Genomic DNA, 18,946 nt, shown 5'->3' with positions numbered 1-18,946 from the left:
AGAACATAGCAGTTCATAATAATCACGACATCCTAAAAAATGCAGTGGTACAATAAATTTGGACACGAGTCTACTCTATCGATATATATTTTACTTATGTATTTACCTGTTTTGGCTTCGCTCCCAAGGCATGTCCTCATTTTAAAAATGGTGCTAAAAATGAGATAAATCGTAGTTAAACAAGGAAAATAGAGCAGATAATATCGATATATTAACGGGTTATTTAACGCTGTTTAGCGAAATTTAACCACTTTTAGTCCATTTAGATGACTATCGTTTGAATTGAGACACGCCCTAGTTGGTGGAATTAACACAGTTATAACTGCTATTAAAAGCATTATTAAAAAAGGATTTTTTATGCCCAGCAAAAAACAAAGCAGTCTTTCTAAGTTAGTAAATAACAATCCATTACAGCATGTTGGTTATTTGGCAGTTGCCAAGACGCGTGCCAAAGTATTAAAAGCCTTTTCTTACGTAGTGCCTATCAGAAGACCGATGCTATTCGTTGGTGAGACTGCCTGTGATGAGTTATGTGATATGCTCATTAACGAAGGTAGTAGCAATGTATTTATCGTCACTGATGCCGTATTGAATAAGCTTGGTATACCTGCCAAAGTGACCGACTATCTAGATAGTAAAAACATCCGCTATCAGCTCTATGATGGTGTGACACCAGACCCTACTTTTAAGGTCATAGAAGAAGGCCTGCGCAAATCTATCGATGCTAAGTGCGACTCTATACTGGCTATCGGCGGCGGTTCAGTCATCGACGCGGCTAAGATGATTGCAATGTCGCAGGGCAATAATTGTAAACCTAGACAACTTATTGGAATTCTAAAAGCCAGAAAACCTTCTACGCCGCTATATTGTATTCCTACTACTGCTGGTACGGGCTCAGAGGCAACGCTTGGTGCGGTAGTGTCAGACGATGAAACCCATCAAAAGGCCTTATCTATTGATCCAAGAATGGTGCCATTAGCAGCGGCCATCGATCCGGTCATTATGAAAGGCATGCCTGCGCATATCACAGCCGATACCGGTATTGATGTATTGACCCATGCACTAGAGGCGTGGATGAGCGTGAACGCAAGCGTAGAGACTGACTACTATGCAGCTTCGGCTGTTAAGTCTGTCATGAAATATCTACCGATGGCTTATAAAGATGGTGGGGATTTAAAAGCCCGTGAAGCGATGGGTATTGCGGCTCACTACGGTGGTATTGCCTTTAATAAAGCTGGTCTCGGTTATGTTCATGCTATCGCTCATCAATTAGGCGCGTATTATAGTATTCCTCATGGTCGTGCGAATGCCATCGTCTTGCCTTATGTATTGGACTTAAATCGTAAAGCAAGTGAAAAACGACTGGCAACATTGGCAAGAAAAACGGGCATGGTCAAGCACGATCAAGCGAGTAGTAGCAATGGTCAGATAGCAGATGACTTAATCGCCCAAGTACGAGAGCTGATCAAAAGCTTAAATATTGATCCAACCGTCAAAGGTATGAAAAGCAGTGACTTTGACAGTATCGCTAAAGCCGCTGCTAAAGAAGTCAGTGATACCTATGCAGTGCCGACTTATATGCCAGCGTCTGGTATCAAGGAAATCTTGACCAAGATTATGCAAGAAAGTGAAGCTCTTGCTGGTAAAGATAAAAATAGTGACAATGCAGCATAGCAGCATAGATTATTTTATCTATTTAATCATGTCGCTGATAAACTAAAAAAGCTTATTATCATAGGATAATAGGCTTTTTTTATTAGAAACAATTGAACTCGTTTTATATATATATAACAATATAGGAATATTGTGGTGACACCAAGGGGTCACTATAGTTACACGAAAATTCTTTTAGGAAATAGTTATGAATCGTATATTGCCGTCTAGAATTATCGGATTAGTGATCGTGGCAAGCAGTGCGTTGTACGCAGGTTGTGCTTCTACCGAAACCAACACCGCTGTGAAGGATGTAAATGCTGCCAATCCTTATGCGCCGACGACTCCAGGACTGGCAGTAGCAACGGTCGCTGGTGGGTGTTTTTGGTGCGTGGAAGCAGGCTATGAGAAAATCCCTGGGGTCATAGAAGTGGTGTCTGGCTATACAGGTGGTAATGTCGAAAACCCAACTTATAAACAAGTATCAGCAGGTGGTACGGGTCATACGGAAGCGGCGCAAGTATATTATGACCCTACACAGATTACCTATAACGGTATCGTACAGGCGTTATGGCGCATTGCTGATCCCACTGATAATAAAGGTCAGTATGTGGATCGAGGTACGCAGTATCGCCCCGCTATTTTTTATAATAATGCGCAAGAAAAACAGATAGCAGAAACTGCCAAGCAATCATTGCAGGACTCTGGGGTATATGACAAACCAGTGGTGATCGAAATTGTACCTGCGAGCACTTTTTATCCAGCAGAAGAGTATCATCAGGATTATTATAAAAAGAACCCACTACGCTATAAAGCTTATACCTTCAACTCTGGTCGCTATCAATTTATCGAAAGCGTCTATGGCAAAGACTATGAGCTAGATTTTAACCAGTTTAAACCGGCTGCGGCCAGCTCTAAACCGGCGGCCTCAAATGAAGCAGCAACAACTAAAGCAAGCACGGGCTTCAACCCAAAAACCTTTGTGAAGCCAACACAGGAAACGCTGAAAAAGTCGCTGAGTGATATTCAGTATAAAGTTACGCAAAAAGAAGGTACCGAGCGCGCCTTTGATAACGCTTATTGGGACAATAAAGCGCCAGGGCTTTACGTCGATGTGATATCGGGCGAGCCGCTATATTCTTCTCGTGACCAATTCAAGTCTGGTACAGGCTGGCCTAGCTTCATCCGTCCGTTGAGTGCCGACGTGGTCGTCGAAAAAGAAGATCGTGGTATTTTTTCAACCCGTACCGAAATCCGCAGCCGCTACGCTGATTCGCACGTGGGTCACGTATTTGATGATGGTCCAGCGCCAACGGGCAAACGCTATTGCATGAATTCAGCCGCAATGCGTTTTATTCCATTAGCGAAGATGGAAGAAGCAGGTTATGGCAACTGGATTGATGCCGTAAAATCAGTGAGTTAGGATTTGCTCAACACGGCACAGTATCTCTGTTTTAAACATATCTGAATTGCATAAAAAAAGGACACTTGATGAGTGTCCCTTTTTTGTTCTATAGTCAAAACATCCTAAAAACGCGACGGTATTGCTGCTATCGTTTTTTTGTAGCCTCTGTCTACGCAGGCACAGCAAGCAAGAAGATTGATAGCAGCAGTGCGTGATGTGTCGATATTACTTTTCACTCACTATAGAATACCATTTTAAAATGCCGGTTGACGCTTAGGTACGGCATTTAAAAACTCGTTGCGTGCTTGGTTATCATGCACATATTCACCAAGCATTGCTGTGCTGCGTGTGGTCGAATGCTGCTTATTGACACCGCGCATCATCATACACATATGTGATGCATCCATTACCACAGCTACACCACGGCAGCCCGTCACGTCCATGATGGTCTGTGCCACTTGCTCACTCAGGTTTTCTTGAATTTGCAAACGGCGAGCAAACATATCGACGATACGTGCAAACTTTGACAGCCCTAAGACTTGTCCGTTTGGCAGATAACCGATATGTGCCACCCCATGAAAGGGGAGCATATGATGCTCACATAACGAATAAAACTCAATATTTTGTACTAAAACCAATTCGCGATTGGTCGACGGGAATACCGCGTCATTGACCACTTCATCCAAGCTTTGATGATAGCCTTGGGTTAAATGAGCAAATGCTTTTGCCGCTCGAATAGGCGTATCTAGCAATCCAGGACGATCTAAGTCTTCGCCAGTTGATTCAATCAGTTGACGATAGGATACAACGCTTTCTTGATAATCTGAGGAGACGATAGGGGTGTTACTCATAAGTTTGGCAGCCATCCAAAATGTGGGTGTAGCTTAACGCTAAATCCTTGTTTATAAACAACGGTTATAAAGGATTTTTATAAAAATTGTGCAAGCTGGGAGGGCTGTGATTATACTTGAAATCTGCTCAACTTCATACCGCTGTGGCAGTAGTTAAGTGTTTAATCAATATAGTCACTCGTTGAATACTCAAAATAGTTTACGACTGTATACTTAAATTATTTCGTGTATAATAAGTCATCTGTATATCTATCTTTTTTATTCATGGTTATTATCCTATTAAAACAAACTAAATAAATAACGTTGATCGACTCAAAAGGAAATATTATGCTACTGCAAGGACAACGGTTCGTCGTCACTGGCATCGCCAGCAAACTCTCTATTGCTTGGGCTATCGCAGAGGCGTTGCACCGCGAAGGCGCGTCACTCATCTTAACCTATCCTAATGATAAGATTAAAAAACGCGTTGATATGGCTGCGGAGAAGTTCGAAGCAGACTTGGTATTAGAGTGTGATGTGGCTTCTGATGAGTCTATCGCGGCGTGTTTTGAGCAAGTCACCGCACATTGGGGCGACGGTATCGATGGTGTGGTACATGCGATTGGCTTTGCCCCGATGGATCAACTCGATGGTGATTTCGTTAGCGCCACAACGCGTGAAGGCAGCCATATTGCTCATGATATCTCCAGCTATAGCTTTGTCGCGCTAGCCAAAGCAGCACGAGAGCTTTTGGCCATGCGCCACGGCTCAATGCTGACCTTGACTTATGAAGGTAGTATTTCGGTATTGCCAAATTACAACGTCATGGGTATGGCAAAAGCCAGTCTTGAAGCCAGTGTTCGCTATCTAGCGACCTCTATGGGCGGTGAAGGTATCCGCGTCAATGCTATTTCGGCAGGTCCTATCCGCACGCTAGCTGCCAGTGGTATTAAGTCTTTCCGTAAAATGCTGGATATTAGCGAAAAAATTGCACCGCTACAGCGTAATGTCAGCCAAACAGAAGTGGGAAATGCGGCACTATTTTTATTGTCGCCTTGGGCTTCAGGTATTACTGGTGAGATTATGTTCGTTGACGCTGGTTTTAATACTGTTGCTATCAGTGAGCAATTGATGATGCTTGATGAGCCACAGCAGTAATTGTTTAAAAGGTCTTTAATTGTGTTTTATCAGGGTGTGTTGAATATTCAATATGCTCTAATTCTTGAGATTTATAAAATCCATTGACCATGACAAACCTTTAGTGCAATCATAGTAATGACAGAGAAGGCAGCCAACCGGCTGTCTTTTTTGGTTATACTACGGGCTTTTTGGTAACAAGCCTTTAGGTGCTAGATATGATAACCAAATTACCAAGGTGGATATTGTGGGGCGGTGCTGTACTTGCCTTTAGTGCGGGCTGCCTCAATACGGCAGCATTAATGGGATTTACCAATTTATCCGTGTCGCATGTCACTGGCAATGTGAGCCTATTTGCTGCTGCTATTGCCTATTTTGATGCCCGCAGCATTTTATATATTGGCGCGTCGTTGCTATCATTTTTGGCGGGGGCAATATTAAGTGGTTTTGTCATTGGACAAAGGTCATTAAAGTTAGGTCGGCGTTACGGACAGGCCTTATATATTGAAGCCGCTTTATTGCTTATCAGCTATCTGCTTTATAAACAGCATGATTACTTTGGACAATTAGCAGCGGCAATGGCATGCGGATTACAGAATGCGATGGTAGCGACCTATAGCGGTGCTGTCATTCGTACCACCCATTTAACCGGTCTAACATCAGACATGGGTGCGGCTATCGGCAATTGGTTGGCAGGACGCTCAATCAGTAAGCCAACATTGGGCTTTCAAGCGATTATTTGGTATTGCTTTTGTAGTGGCGGGGTAGTCGGTGCCTTTCTATATGCCAAAATTGGCTATGGCGCATTGTTCGTGCCAATCACGATTGTACTGACAGCGGCATTCGTTTATAACTATGCCTCAGATCACCTGCCGGAACAGAGACAGCCATAACCAAAAAGCGCTCATCATCAAGATAAGCGCTTCTAGAATATTTTTTATAGCTATTTTAAACAATTAATAATGCTAAATGTTTAACCACAAAGCTCAATTTTAGGGTATTGAGCCATACTGAATCGAACTATTTGTCTTCTTCTGGATTGTGGTCTTCATGTTCGTGCATACCTTGCATCATATCGAGGGCAGAGTCATCGGTACGTTGTTGGTCTTTTTTATCTAGACCGTCTTGGTTGATGTCTTTTGGTGCCATCTTCGTGGTTGCATCCGTTTTATTTGAGTCTGTCATACTTTACTCCTGTTTGTTTTAATAACTTCCAATAAAGATAAGGACGTTAAACATTTATTGGTGTTTAGTTCTTATTCTACTCATTAAGTATGTGATAGCGCCACCTCGTTGTACATATGCGATGTGCGCTTGTTTAGTGACGATGTGTAACGGGATATCACCAAGCTTGCGGCAAAAAAATAAACTGCCACTATGATGGATTTAAATTATTCAAATAAGTGCAGTATTTAGAGTGCTATGAAAAGTAGAATTTGGCATAAATATATAAAATCTTTATACCAACTAATTTTCTGTTCAGTGTCATTTGTAATAGTGTCATTTACAATAGTGACTAATAGTTTTCAGAAGTCATCTTTATATTTCAATTTTTACAGCGTCTTTGAGGACAATAAGGATATGTTATGTCAGAGAAAAAGTTAGATAGCCATCTGCCCGATGATGGCAATGAATATTTATTCACCGATACCTTTCCGAAGGGCACGGGTAAAGGTCTAATAGTGGTTATCATTGCCGCTATTGTCAGTATGATTATCTATAATGTATTGCCGTTTGATATCAATGCCAATAAAGGCTTGGCCGTGCTGTTTTTTATCGGCGTGTTATGGCTGACTGAAGCGTTACATGTGACTATCACTGCACTATTGGTGGTGGTCGTTGGTGCGCTAATTGGTATTCCAGAGTTCGATGCCGAAATTGGCTTGCAGAGTTTTGCTAACCCAACGATTTACTTGTTTTTTGGTGGTTTTGCTTTGGCTGCCGCCTTGCATGTACAGCAATTGGACAAAAAAATTGCGCTAAAAATTCTATCGATGTCAGGTGGCAAGCTTGGCACGGCTGTATTTTTAATATTTGGGGTCACTGCATTTTTGTCGATGTGGATATCGAACACTGCCACAGCTGCGATGATGCTACCCCTTGCGCTCGGTATCCTGACGCAGGTTGACCGCGAAAAAGATCGCGGTACGTTTGTGTTTGTATTATTGGGTATCGCTTACTCTGCCAGTTTGGGTGGTCTGGGTACGATTGTTGGTTCACCGCCTAACGCCATCGCGGCAAAAGCGCTTGATATTGCGTTTATCGATTGGATGAAATTCGGTATTCCAATGATGTTAGTGCTATTGCCACTATTACTGGGGGCGATGTATTTGTTCCTGAAACCCAATCTTAATCGTACGGTCGTCCTTGTCGAAGAGGAACCTATTGAGTGGAATAAGCCTCGGGTAGTGACGATTATTGTCTTTATCGTGACAGCACTCAGTTGGATATTCTCCAAAAAAATCGGTGCGGCACTTGATATCACCGATACCGATGCGGTCATTGCATTGTCTGCAGCAGCAGCGGTAGTGAGCTTGGGACTTGTATCGTGGAAGCAAGTCTCTGACAATACTGATTGGGGTGTGCTCATGTTGTTCGGTGGTGGTATCGCACTATCAACAATTTTGAAAGTTTCTGGCGCCTCCTTAGTGCTAGGCGAGACCGTGGCTAATGCTTTATCCTCTGCACCGCTTATTATCGTGATGATTGCGGTATCGGCATTTATTATCTTCTTGACAGAGTTTGCGTCTAATACTGCCTCTGCCGCATTATTAGTACCGGTATTTGCTGCTATTGCTGAGCAGATGGGTTTGCCCCATGAAGTGTTGGTATTGGTCATCGGTATTGGAGCCTCTTGTGCCTTCATGCTTCCTGTCGCCACACCACCAAACGCGATTGTATTTGGTACGGGGCTTATCAAGCAGTCAGAGATGATACGTACTGGTATCATTCTCAATATCATCGCCACCTTTGTAGTAGGGCTGTGGGCGTATTTTTTCTTAATTTAGCCTTATAATAATCTGACTATAAAACCATTAAACCCGATGTTTGAGTTACTCTCAAGCATCGGGTTTTTTATTTACTATTGGCCTGAATGTCTGTATAAAATACTTAATATTTGTTTGTTTATAAGTAATAACAGGTTTGAACGAGATTAACATCACATATTAGCGTCATCTCATTAAACGGATTTAATAAAAATGGCAAAACGTCTGACGAAAATCATGGTCTTTATTGTTTTAGGATTGCTTGTTTTATTGATAGCTTTAATCGCACTCTATTGGGCGGCCGATAGAAGCGTCGCTGATTTAAAGCGCTGGCAACTACCCAATAGTGAGTTTATAAGTGTGCAAGGAATGCAGGCACACGTTGTACGGTCAGATAAGTGTGAGGTGTTTCGTAGCCAAGCCAAAATGAATGAAGCAGTGAACACTGGCGCATCGCTACCGGAAACACTGGTTTTGTTACATGGTACTTCAGCGAGTTTGCATACATGGCAGGGCTGGACGCATGAGTTAAGTGATGACTACTGTGTTATCAGCATGGATCTGCCGGGGTTTGGCTTGACCGGCCCTTATACTGATAAATCCACTCGGTATGACAGTGCCAATTATGCTAAGTTCGTCATTGATGTGCTGGATTATTTAGAAGTGGGACGCGTGACGTTAGCAGGCAACTCGCTAGGTGGTAAAATCGCTTGGCGTACTGCAACATTGTATCCTGAGCGGGTTAATAAACTCATATTGATCGATGCAGTTGGCTACCCTGCAACGCCAAAACAGGTGCCTATTGGTTTTAAACTGGCGAAATACCCCATATTGACTCCACTGCTTAGCCGTGTGCTACCGCGTGATGTTGTGAAAAAAAGTATCTTAAGCGTCTACGCGGACGACAGCAAAGTCGATGAGGCTTTAGTGGATCGTTATTACGATTTGACTTTGCGTCAAGGCAACCGTCTGGCGCTAAACCGCCGCTTGCTGGAGATGGATAACACGGCAAATCAAGCACAAATCAAACAATTGGATTTACCAACCCTCATCTTATGGGGTGCGCAAGACGACCTAATCCCAGTAGAAAACGCCAAACGGTTTCATCGAGATATCGCTAATAGCCAGTTAAAGGTATTTGATAATTTGGGACATGTACCACACGAAGAGGATTCCGTAGCGACGGTTAAAGTAGTACAGCAGTTTTTGGTTGGTGAACAAATAGATGAATAATCCAAAAAACAAACGAATAACGACAATAGCCGCTGTTTCCGACATTCATAGCAACGTCTTCGCGCTTGAAGCTGTGTTGGCTGATATCAAACGTCGCGATATCGATCAAATTGTCAATCTGGGTGATATTTTATACGGACCTATTGCCCCTAAAGATACCTATGCGCTTCTCATGGCGCATCAGAACGATATCATTACGATTCGAGGTAATCAGGATAGACAGATTTATGAAGCGACAGCGGCGGATATTTCTGATAACGCAACCATGGCTTTTATCCTTGAAGACTTACCTAAAGTGGCGGTTGAATGGATGCAAGCTTTGCCGTTTGATTATCATGTCAGTGAAGATGTATATCTATGCCACGGGTCACCAACCGATGACATGGTATATATGCTCGAGAATATCGAAACAGGGCAGCCGATAGTACGTGATGACGCAGATATTCTGACATTGCTTAACAGTATTGAGAGTGCCGTTATCATCTGTGGTCATACTCATATCCCACGTACCGTTACGCTATCGACAGGGCAAACGATAGTCAATACAGGTAGCGTTGGTTATCCAGCCTATGAAGATAATTTGCCTATCGCGCATAAAATGCAAACCTATTCGCCCCATGCCAGTTACGCACTTATTAAAAAATGCGTTGGTGCTGAGCAAGGTACTATACAAAGTACTAAGCAAGATACAAGCTGGCAAGTTGAGCATATCAAAGTGCCTTACGATTATGAAGCTGCGGCCAAATTGGCTGCAATGAACGGTCGTGAAGATTGGGCGTTTGCGCTAAGGACAGGGCGGGTGTTATAACTATAGGAATGGTCAAACTGCCTTTAGACCAAGCTGATAACATTGAGTAGACTAACGATGGATTTTATATATTTAATAAGGACTGTGTAAGATGCCAACACTATTTATGGTGCAACTTGGTGGTCGCCCAAAAGGTCGTTTGATTGAGCAGCATGACATGTTTTTTGGCGTGGCCAATCAGGTGAGCGAGTTGATAGACGATATTAATCACCATTGGCCTGAAGTCAAAAATAAATGGCACATCGACTCGTATCGCGCTATTACTAAGATCGGTAATCACTCGATAAAGTTAGTCGAATCAGCAATTAGAGATAGCAATAATGGTTTAAAACTGTTCTTTATTAATTTAGGCGGCTATCAGCAGGGGAGCTTCGAAGAGTTTCATTACAAACTACTTATCGTTGCTGCCACTCAAGCAGAGGCTATCAAACAAGCCAAACAGAGTGCATTTTATAAAGAATTTACTTTTAAAGATAAAGATTCACCTTTCGATGCCGCGTCGCATATTGATGATAAATTTGCGGTGGATATCGATGATATTTATAACGTTAATGATCTTATCTCAAACGTACAGATTTTAATTGAACCTATTGCTCATGATAGTCATGCACTTGCAAAAACCGACGATGATAAAGAGTACGTCGGTTACCTCAGTATTAAGAATTTAAGGAAGTTGACATAATATGGCTTTAAATATGTACTTTAAGAACGGCATAATTCGCAAAACGTGCTGCCAAATCTCTGATGAGCTAGTGCCAGCACTATATCAGATTCATGACAATGCCAATTTTCCGCAACTCACTTGGTTAATTGATAATCTGTATGACAATCCGCAGATTCAACCTGATATTGCTCAAGCATTGGCTGATGAGATGGTAGGGTTTGAAAAGTTAATACTCTCGCTACACCTACCTTTTCCTAGGGTGCCACTGCAAAATTTGCAGACCTTTTTTATGGAGGCTGCTACTAAACAACAGGTTATTCATACGAGTAGCACGTTGTAATGGCTGTACTGTTTTCATTTAAGAATCACGTTAGAGTATTTAAAATCGATTATAAAAGGGGATTATTTTTTCAAATACTGATGTACGGTTTTCTGCTACAACCTTATTTGATTTAGTATCGATAATTTGAATTTGACACCCAGTATCTTCAGCTTCTATCTTTTCACCCATAAAATTCGTTTTACTTCTAAAGTTTTCGCTGGTTGTATTACCTTTTAGTAAGTAACTTCCATTGGGTACTAGGATAGCCTCTACGGTAACAACGCATAATATTGGCCAATCGCCTAGACCTTTGACCATTTGATGCTGATAAGAAAACCTTAATTTTTTATTGGCCTCAAAAGTATTTATTTCGTTGAAAGCACCGCGCTTACCCAAATTCATGTAAACAGTTTCAGCCTGACCATTAACGGCAAGAGCAATAGAGAGAGGGCTTGGTACTAATTGGATGTCAACTCTTTCAACATAACCTTTGTCAATGAATCTAGCAGGGCTATAAAATGATGCTGGGTCAATCTCGTAAGCCAGTGTTGCTGTATCAGCGTTTCTAGGAGGCTCATAAGGTTTTGTGCTCAAACACCCTATAAGAGTAATGGCTAACACAGATAATAAAGTAATCTTTTTATATAAGAAAATTGACATAATATGTCCATAGTTGAAGGTTGTAGAGTAATCAGAGACCATTATTTTAAATGACATTTGTCTGAATTGAGCCTTTCCTAAAAACTGTGTAACTGCTTATAATCCATTAACAGGAGAATAAGCAATGACTACTCAATCTGACATCAAGAAACTGGCCGAGCAAATGGCTGGTAGCATGAACAGCTTCGATGACATCAAAGACTTTCAAAAGCAGCTCATGCAATCCTTTATCGATACTGCCTTGGAAGCTGAGATGGAAGAGCATCTCGGCTACCCTAAACATGAGAAGGCAGACAAGCCCAATAAGCGCAACGGCCACACTAAAAAGACCGTCCGCAGTGACACAGGCGATCTTGAGATATCCACCCCAAGAGACCGCGGTGTCAGCTTTGAGCCTGTGCTGGTCAGTAAGCATCAAACCCGTATTAGTGGCCTTGATGACAAGATCATATTCCTTTACGCCAAGGGTCAAACAACCACTGAGATTGTTGAGAGTATCAAAGATATCTATGACGTTGATATCTCAACGAGCCTCGTTTCCAGAGTTACTGACAACATCATAGATGACATCACAGCATGGCAGAACCGGCCACTAAGTAGCTTATATCCTATCGTTTATTTAGACTGTATTGTCGTTAAAATACGTCAAGACAAGCAAATCATTAATAAAGCTATCTACCTGGCTTTAGGCGTCAACCTTGAAGGCAAAAAAGAGCTGCTGGGTATGTGGGTATCAGAGAATGAAGGGGCTAAGTTCTGGCTAGGCGTTCTCACTGAACTACAAAACCGTGGGGTACAAGATATTCTTATTGCCTGTGTCGATGGTTTAAAAGGCTTTAGTGAGGCAATTAATACGGTATATCCAAACACGCAGGTTCAGCTGTGTATTGTGCATATGGTACGTTACTCTATGAAGTTTGTACCATGGAAAGATAGGAGAAAAGTAGCTGCTGATTTAAAGGCGGTTTATGGCGCTGATACGCTTGAGCTGGCAGAGGCTAACCTTGAGCAGTTTAATGAGGTCTGGGGCGATAAATACCCGCATGTAGTTACCTCTTGGCGCAATAATTGGGAGGGCTTAACGGTGTTCTTTAATTACCCGAAAGACATCAGAAAAGCCATTTATACGACCAATGCTATCGAGTCATTAAATAGCGTGATTCGTACCGCTGTGAATAAGCGTAAGATATTCCCATCTGATCAAGCGGCGTTTAAGGTTGTTTATCTAGCCACGAGCCAAGCGTCTAAAAAGTGGTCGATGCCTATCCGTAACTGGACGTCTGCTTTGAATCGCTTTATGATTATGTTTGATGATCGTATAAGCAGGCATTTAATCTAAATGGCAGTTACACAGAATATGGGATGGGCTCTCTGAATTACTAAACTTAAATTTACAATATGAATTTTCATGCCTCACCAACAATTATCATAAATGCAAATGTAATCCATACAAACCCTTCTTGAATCACACTGGAAATATCCCCATAATCAAACCACTTATAAACAATAAATAGCCTAAGCAAATATGTCTAATACTTTTAATGATGGTCCAAATTTAGCAAGCAATAATTTTTCTGGGAATTTAAATAACGTAGCTAGCGATTTAGCTGAAACAAATGATATAAATAACTTTGCAGAACTGCCCGTACTAGCAAAAGACAGCTACTATCTAAGTCGCTTAGAGCGTGAGCTGGCGCGTGCAGCTGTTGCTAAGAATAAGAAAGCCAGTAGCAATTCTGATAATAAAGCAGTTGATGAGCTAGCTAAAAAACGTGCGCAGTATGACAAAATTAAAACCCGCTCACAGCAAACCGTGCAAGCGCGTATCAATAGTATTCCTGAAAATTTACCTGCTAAGTTAAACCTTGATTTGCCAGTGAGTCAGCGTGCAGAGGACTTAATTCAGGCTATTATCGATAACCAAGTTATTATCGTCGCAGGGGAGACGGGTTCAGGTAAGACGACGCAGTTACCGAAGCTGGCAATGCTGGCAGGTCGTGGTATCACTGGACAAATAGGGCACACACAGCCGCGACGCCTAGCAGCACGTAGCGTCTCTAACCGTATCGCAGAAGAATTGGGCGAGCAGCTTGGTAATACGGTCAGTTTTAAAATTCGCTTCAATGAGCAGGGTACGGCGCAATCGGTCGTGAAGCTCATGACGGATGGTATCTTGCTGGCTGAATTAGGGCATGATCGATTTTTAAGTAAATATGACACCATCATCATTGATGAGGCGCATGAGCGTAGCTTAAATATTGACTTTATTATGGGTTATCTGAAAAAGCTATTGCCTAAGCGCCCTGATTTAAAAGTCATTATCACTTCTGCAACGCTCGACACCAAGCGCTTTAGCGAATATTTTAGCCGTTATGATAATAAACTAAAACGTAACGTACCAGCCCCGATTTTTAATGTCGAAGGGCGCAGCTTTCCCGTCGAAGTTCGCTATCGTCCACTGACTGATGAGCCGGTTACTAGCTCAGATGATGACAGCTACGATGATTTTGAAGAGAACCTGCCGCGGGCGGTCGTGGCTGCGGTAGAAGAATGCTTTGGTGATGCACAAAGCAAAGGTCATGCTGATCAGGCAGATATCTTGATATTTGCCGCGACCGAAGCCGAGATTCGTGAACTACAAGAAGTGCTAGAGCGTCATGGACCCAAGCACACCGAAGTGTTGCCATTATTTGCACGGCAGACATATGAAGAGCAGCAACGTATTTTTCAGCCATCAGGTCGAGGTCGGCGTATTGTTATCGCGACCAACGTTGCTGAGACTGCGTTGACCGTACCCGGCATTCGCTATGTCATTGACTTAGGATTTGCGCGGATTTCACGCTATTCATATCGCTCACGCGTGCAGCGTCTCCCTATCGAAGCGATTTCCCAAGCCGCTGCCAATCAGCGTAAAGGGCGTTGCGGTCGTATCGCGCCAGGTGTTTGTATTCGTCTGTATAGTGAAGAAGATTTCACAGGTCGTCCTGAATTTACGGAACCTGAGATTCTACGTACCAATTTAGCGTCCGTTATTTTACAGATGGCAAACCTGCGCTTAGGTAGTGTGGATGATTTTGCCTTTATTGAACCACCTGATAGCCGCTTGGTTACTGATGGGCATAAACTGCTCGATGAATTAGGCGCGATTACGTCTAAAGATGAAGACGCTTCTGCTAAGCAAACCAACAAGCCAAAAGCAAAAAAAGGTCTCGATCATCTAAGCCTGACGCCTACTGGTCAAAAGATGGCACGTATGCCAATCGATCCACGGCTAGCACGTATGCTAGTTGCCGGTAGCGATTTTGACTGTATTCGAGAGATGCTTATCGTGGTTGCCGCGCTTGCTGTACAAGATCCTCGCGAGCGCCCTGCCAATAAGCGTCAACAAGCGGATCAGAAGCATGCAGAATTTCGTCAAGATGACTCGGATTTTTTGTTTTATCTAAGTCTGTGGAAGGCTTTGTTTGAAACCGATGAAGACGGCAATAAGCTCTCTGGTAATCAACGCAAGCAATTCACGAAGAAAAACTATCTGAGCTTTCCGCGGGTGCGTGAATGGAGTCAGACCCATCGCCAGTTGGTGCAAATGGTCACCGACCTCAAGCTTACGGATGTTAAAGAGGCAAAAACTACGGATACGTTAGAAAACGTGACTAACGATCCAACGGCGATTGATGATGAAGAAATCAAAGCGGTTAAGTATGCCAATTTACATCGCGCATTATTAACAGGCTTGTTGTCTACGATTGCTCACAAGACTGAAAATCGTGGTGAATACTTAGCAGCTCGCCAGCAAAAAGCCAAAATTTTTCCAGCCAGTACGGTATTTAAACAGATACCACCTTGGGTCATGGCGTTTGAAGTCGTAGAAACGTCGCAAGTCTTTATGCGTACCGTTGCCAAAATTGAACCAGAATGGATTATCTCAGCGGCAGGTGATTTATTAAAATATCACTACTTTGAGCCGCATTGGTCGAAAAAGACGGGGCGTGTCAAAGCTTACGCGCAGATCAGCTTATTTGGTTTGATTATTATCAGTAAGCAGCTGACCAATTACGAGCAAGTCAATCTGGTTGAGTCACGAGAAATCTTTATCCGCGATGGTTTGGTCACGGGTAACTTAGGTCGCCAAGCGCCATTCTTGCAGCATAACATGGACAAAATCGCTCATGTTGAGCGTATCGAAGACAAGCTGCGCCGTCGTGACTTACTCGTCGATGAAGAGACGCTATACCAGTTCTACGACAAAAAAATCCCTGAGCATGTCGCCAGTCGCAAGGCCTTTGAAGACTGGCGGGCTGAGGTTGAAAAAACTGATACCAAGCATCTATTCTTCACCGATGATGACGTGCTCAATAGTCAAGCACCGACCACAGGTGACTTTCCTGAAGTGTGGCAGTTGGGTGATTTAAAGCTGCCGCTACGTTATGTCTTCGATCCGGCGAGCGATGACGATGGAGTGACGATTCGCGTGCCACTCGTTGCGCTACCGCAGCTAGATGCTATCGAGCTGTTATGGGGCGTACCTGGTTGGCGTTTTGAGTTGGTATTGCAATTACTTAAGTCATTACCCAAAGATATCCGCCGTCAAATCGTACCAATTCCTGACACCGCTGATAGCTTGTTTGATGAATTGCAGCCCGCTGGTGGTCAAGGCTTACTTAAGCAGCTTTGCCAAGCCTTAAATCGTCGCGGCATTATGTCGGTGACAGCAGACAATTTTAATCCCTCTAGTATCGATCGTTATTTGCAGCCGCAAATCTGTGTGGTCGATGACAAAAACCGTATTATCGAAAAAGGTCGCGACCTACAAACGCTACAAATTCGCCATGCTAGTGAAACCAGACAAGCCGTGAATGAGCAGCAAGGCACGCATACCGAATTCCCTGAGCACTTTGCCTTTAGCAAAAACCATCATAGCGCAGGCGTGGTGATGAAACAGTTTGCCGCCTTGGTCGCTGACGAGGCCGGCGAGGCAGTATCGATTCATCAATATACCGATGTAAACGCTGCATTGCAGGCGCATCGTATCGGCGTTTTGACTTTAATCAAAGGCAAGCTTGGCGCTAAGAGAAAACAACTGACCAGTCAAATCGATAAAATATTCAAACTGGCATTTGCGCCCCTTGGCGATATGGACGCCCTAAAAACTATCGTTATCGATGCGACACTAGATGCGACGCTCGAAGAGCACTATGTCTTGTTTAACCATAGTGACGCCTTGCCAGAGAGCGCTGATGATATCGCGGTTGGCCTAAGCGAAGAGTTACCGTTCACGCCTGAAGAGTATCAGCAGACCCTCGAAGTCGTATTGAGCAGCTTTCTATTGACCGGTCAAGCGGTCATAAAAACCCTTAAAAATGTTTATACCCGCTGGCAGCGTATCCGTCAGAGTTTGCTCATGCTCGATCGAGAGATATTTGGTGAATCTATCGAAGACATTGAAGATCAGTTGGAAGATTTGCAACTTGCCAACTTTGTCTATCGCATGGATTACAGTCATTGGCAGCAGTATCCGCGCTATCTAGAGGCGCTGGAGGTTCGCATTGAGCGCCTTGAGCACAACTTAGATGCCGACCTCGACGGTGTCTATGCGCTAGATTTGCATATGGAGCGACTGTCAGGTCGCGCCAACAATGAGTCTATCAGCGAGTACCGCTGGATGGTCGAGGAATATCGAATCCAGCTATTCGCCCAGCCGATGAAAACCCGTATGGCGGTATCACCGAAGCGTCTAAGCAAGATGTGGGATAAGGTGAGTTAAGGCTCGATTTGAGTTTTAAAACTTGCTAATTGACAATATATGACAATTGCCTGATATAGCCCTTTAATCTAGTCGATAATATTTGATTAAATTAAAGGGCTATTATTCTTTTACACCAGAGTTTCTTGGACTTTATTCAATACATTAACGTAGGTGTTTGAGCAGGATAAAAAATAATGATTAAAGGTAGATTGATAATATTAGGATTTGCATCAACTATATTTATGAGTACGGGCTGTAATGAAACACAGGCCAGTAATAATAAAAATGCGAAGGCATTCGCGCCAACAAGCGTAGAAAAAGAGGTGCAGTTACGGGGCAGTTTTAAAAGAAGCTTTGAGGTTCATGAGTTTGTCTCTAATGGCATTACTTACTATGTGTCAGATCCAAAGCAGTTATTAATAAAAGATTCGAAAAGTAGGTGTAATGGACATTATTCATGCTGGCGTAGGGTCTAACGCTATATACTGTCTATATTTGCAAGGAATCAAAGCCATGAATCAAAAAACTGCCCTTTTTGTCGTGATAAACACACTAAAAAGAACGGACGCAAGCTAGGCAAACAACAGTATCAATGTCTAGCTTGCAGACGGCAGTTTTTAGGTGGCAAAAGACTCAATAACCAAACCCTTTGGACGGAATACACTCAGGGCAAACAGACCTACAAACAACTGGCTGACAAGTATAGCTGTAGTCTTAAAACCATTCAAAGACGCTTAGACACAGTCAGTATTGACTATCAAGTTAAGCGACCGAATACTGCTAACATCATCATGGACACCACTTACTTCGGTCGTAAGTTCGGTTTAATGGTTTTTATGGACAATACCACTAAAGCCGTTCTTTACTACGCGATAGTCAGTCATGAAACCAACAGTGCCTACAAACAAGGAATTGATCATCTAGCATCGTTAGGCGTTGATATACAAAGCATCACCTGTGATGGTAGACGAGGACTGCGTACGTTATTCACCCGCACCCCTTGCCAGATGTGCCAGTTTCATCAGGTGCAAATAGTGACCCGCTACCTCACTCGTCGACCTAAGAACAGTGCAAGTATCGAGCTTAGACGACTTACTTTAGAAATAAAACTGCTTGATAAAGAGGCGTTCATACAGCGCTTAGATCACTGGTATGTGACTCATGAAGCCTATCTCAATGAACGTAGTACCAATGACGATAACAGTAGAACGTGGTACACGCATAAGCGCCTTAGAAGTGCTTATCGTAGCCTCAGAACCAATAGTGATTGGTTATTCATTTATCAAGAATATAAGCATTTAGATATACCAAATACCACCAATTCTCTTGAAGGATTATTCAGCGAGCTCAAGCGACAATTACACAGTCATCATGGTCTAAATGAGCAGCGTAAGTTGCGGTTTATTAAAGACTTTTTAGGGTCAAAGTCTCTCAAATAGCATGAATTATGTCCATTAGCGACTACCTTCTACTTTTTAGCATGAATTTTGTCCATTACACC

15 protein-coding genes are annotated in these 18,946 nt (G+C 42.9%); 12 read left to right on the top strand and 3 right to left on the bottom strand.

Annotated features, from left to right (window positions below):
• Positions 1-357: 357 nt before the first annotated feature.
• Positions 358-1,674, top strand: coding sequence for an iron-containing alcohol dehydrogenase (locus W293_RS0103730; RefSeq protein ID WP_025651171.1), 1,317 nt, complete (start codon positions 358-360; stop codon positions 1,672-1,674).
• Between the two features lie 187 nt (positions 1,675-1,861).
• Positions 1,862-3,076: a peptide-methionine (R)-S-oxide reductase MsrB gene (gene msrB, locus W293_RS0103725; protein WP_025651170.1), complete on the top strand. Its 1,215-nt coding sequence runs from the start codon at positions 1,862-1,864 to the stop codon at positions 3,074-3,076.
• A gap of 236 nt (positions 3,077-3,312) precedes the next feature.
• Here msrB and folE read toward each other — a convergent pair whose 3' ends face one another.
• Positions 3,313-3,909, bottom strand: coding sequence for a GTP cyclohydrolase I FolE (gene folE, locus W293_RS0103720; protein WP_025651169.1), 597 nt, complete (start codon positions 3,907-3,909; stop codon positions 3,313-3,315).
• Between the two features lie 327 nt (positions 3,910-4,236).
• Here folE and W293_RS0103715 point away from each other — a divergent pair, with 327 nt between their 5' ends.
• Both W293_RS0103715 and W293_RS0103710 read left to right on the top strand, forming a co-directional pair.
• Complete coding sequence (locus W293_RS0103715) at positions 4,237-5,046, top strand: enoyl-ACP reductase (RefSeq protein ID WP_025651168.1); 810 nt, start codon at positions 4,237-4,239, stop codon at positions 5,044-5,046.
• A gap of 197 nt (positions 5,047-5,243) precedes the next feature.
• Positions 5,244-5,918, top strand: coding sequence for a YoaK family protein (locus W293_RS0103710; RefSeq protein WP_025651167.1), 675 nt, complete (start codon positions 5,244-5,246; stop codon positions 5,916-5,918).
• Positions 5,919-6,045: 127 nt separating this feature from the next.
• Here W293_RS0103710 and W293_RS17320 read toward each other — a convergent pair whose 3' ends face one another.
• Positions 6,046-6,210: a hypothetical protein gene (locus W293_RS17320; RefSeq protein WP_198015412.1), complete on the bottom strand. Its 165-nt coding sequence runs from the start codon at positions 6,208-6,210 to the stop codon at positions 6,046-6,048.
• Between the two features lie 401 nt (positions 6,211-6,611).
• Between W293_RS17320 and W293_RS0103700 the strand changes: the two genes are divergently transcribed.
• The 5 genes from W293_RS0103700 (at position 6,612) to W293_RS0103680 (ending at position 11,057) form a co-directional block, all read left to right on the top strand.
• Positions 6,612-8,033, top strand: a complete 1,422-nt coding sequence (locus tag W293_RS0103700) for an SLC13 family permease (RefSeq protein WP_025651166.1) — start codon at positions 6,612-6,614, stop codon at positions 8,031-8,033.
• 192 nt (positions 8,034-8,225) lie between these two features.
• A complete protein-coding gene (locus W293_RS0103695) occupies positions 8,226-9,245 on the top strand; it encodes an alpha/beta fold hydrolase (protein ID WP_025651165.1) in 1,020 nt (339 codons plus the stop codon).
• Positions 9,238-10,053, top strand: coding sequence for a metallophosphoesterase family protein (locus W293_RS0103690; RefSeq protein WP_037024920.1), 816 nt, complete (start codon positions 9,238-9,240; stop codon positions 10,051-10,053). The genes W293_RS0103695 and W293_RS0103690 overlap by 8 nt, the downstream gene beginning before the upstream one ends.
• Positions 10,054-10,144: 91 nt before the next feature.
• Positions 10,145-10,735, top strand: a complete 591-nt coding sequence (locus tag W293_RS0103685) for a DUF1543 domain-containing protein (protein WP_025651163.1) — start codon at positions 10,145-10,147, stop codon at positions 10,733-10,735.
• Between the two features lies 1 nt (position 10,736).
• Complete coding sequence (locus tag W293_RS0103680) at positions 10,737-11,057, top strand: hypothetical protein (RefSeq protein ID WP_025651162.1); 321 nt, start codon at positions 10,737-10,739, stop codon at positions 11,055-11,057.
• A 39-nt stretch (positions 11,058-11,096) separates the two neighbouring features.
• Here the strand turns inward: W293_RS0103680 and W293_RS0103675 are convergent, their stop codons facing one another.
• Entirely contained in the window at positions 11,097-11,699 is a 603-nt protein-coding gene (locus W293_RS0103675) for a hypothetical protein (RefSeq protein ID WP_025651161.1), read from the bottom strand.
• Positions 11,700-11,823: 124 nt separating this feature from the next.
• Here W293_RS0103675 and W293_RS0103670 point away from each other — a divergent pair, with 124 nt between their 5' ends.
• The 3 genes from W293_RS0103670 (at position 11,824) to W293_RS0103655 (ending at position 18,884) form a co-directional block, all read left to right on the top strand.
• Entirely contained in the window at positions 11,824-13,038 is a 1,215-nt protein-coding gene (locus tag W293_RS0103670; protein WP_025651159.1) for an IS256 family transposase, read from the top strand.
• Positions 13,039-13,320: 282 nt separating this feature from the next.
• Positions 13,321-17,463, top strand: a complete 4,143-nt coding sequence (gene hrpA, locus W293_RS0103665) for an ATP-dependent RNA helicase HrpA (protein ID WP_025651157.1) — start codon at positions 13,321-13,323, stop codon at positions 17,461-17,463.
• A 773-nt stretch (positions 17,464-18,236) separates the two neighbouring features.
• Positions 18,237-18,884 (top strand): transposase, encoded by a 648-nt coding sequence (locus W293_RS0103655; RefSeq protein ID WP_025650624.1) that lies wholly within the window; start codon positions 18,237-18,239, stop codon positions 18,882-18,884.
• The last annotated feature ends 62 nt before the right edge of the window (positions 18,885-18,946 follow it).

The organism is Psychrobacter sp. TB67, assembly GCF_000511065.1.
GTDB lineage: Bacteria > Pseudomonadota > Gammaproteobacteria > Pseudomonadales > Moraxellaceae > Psychrobacter > Psychrobacter okhotskensis.
This window is presented reverse-complemented; position numbering and strand designations above follow the sequence as displayed.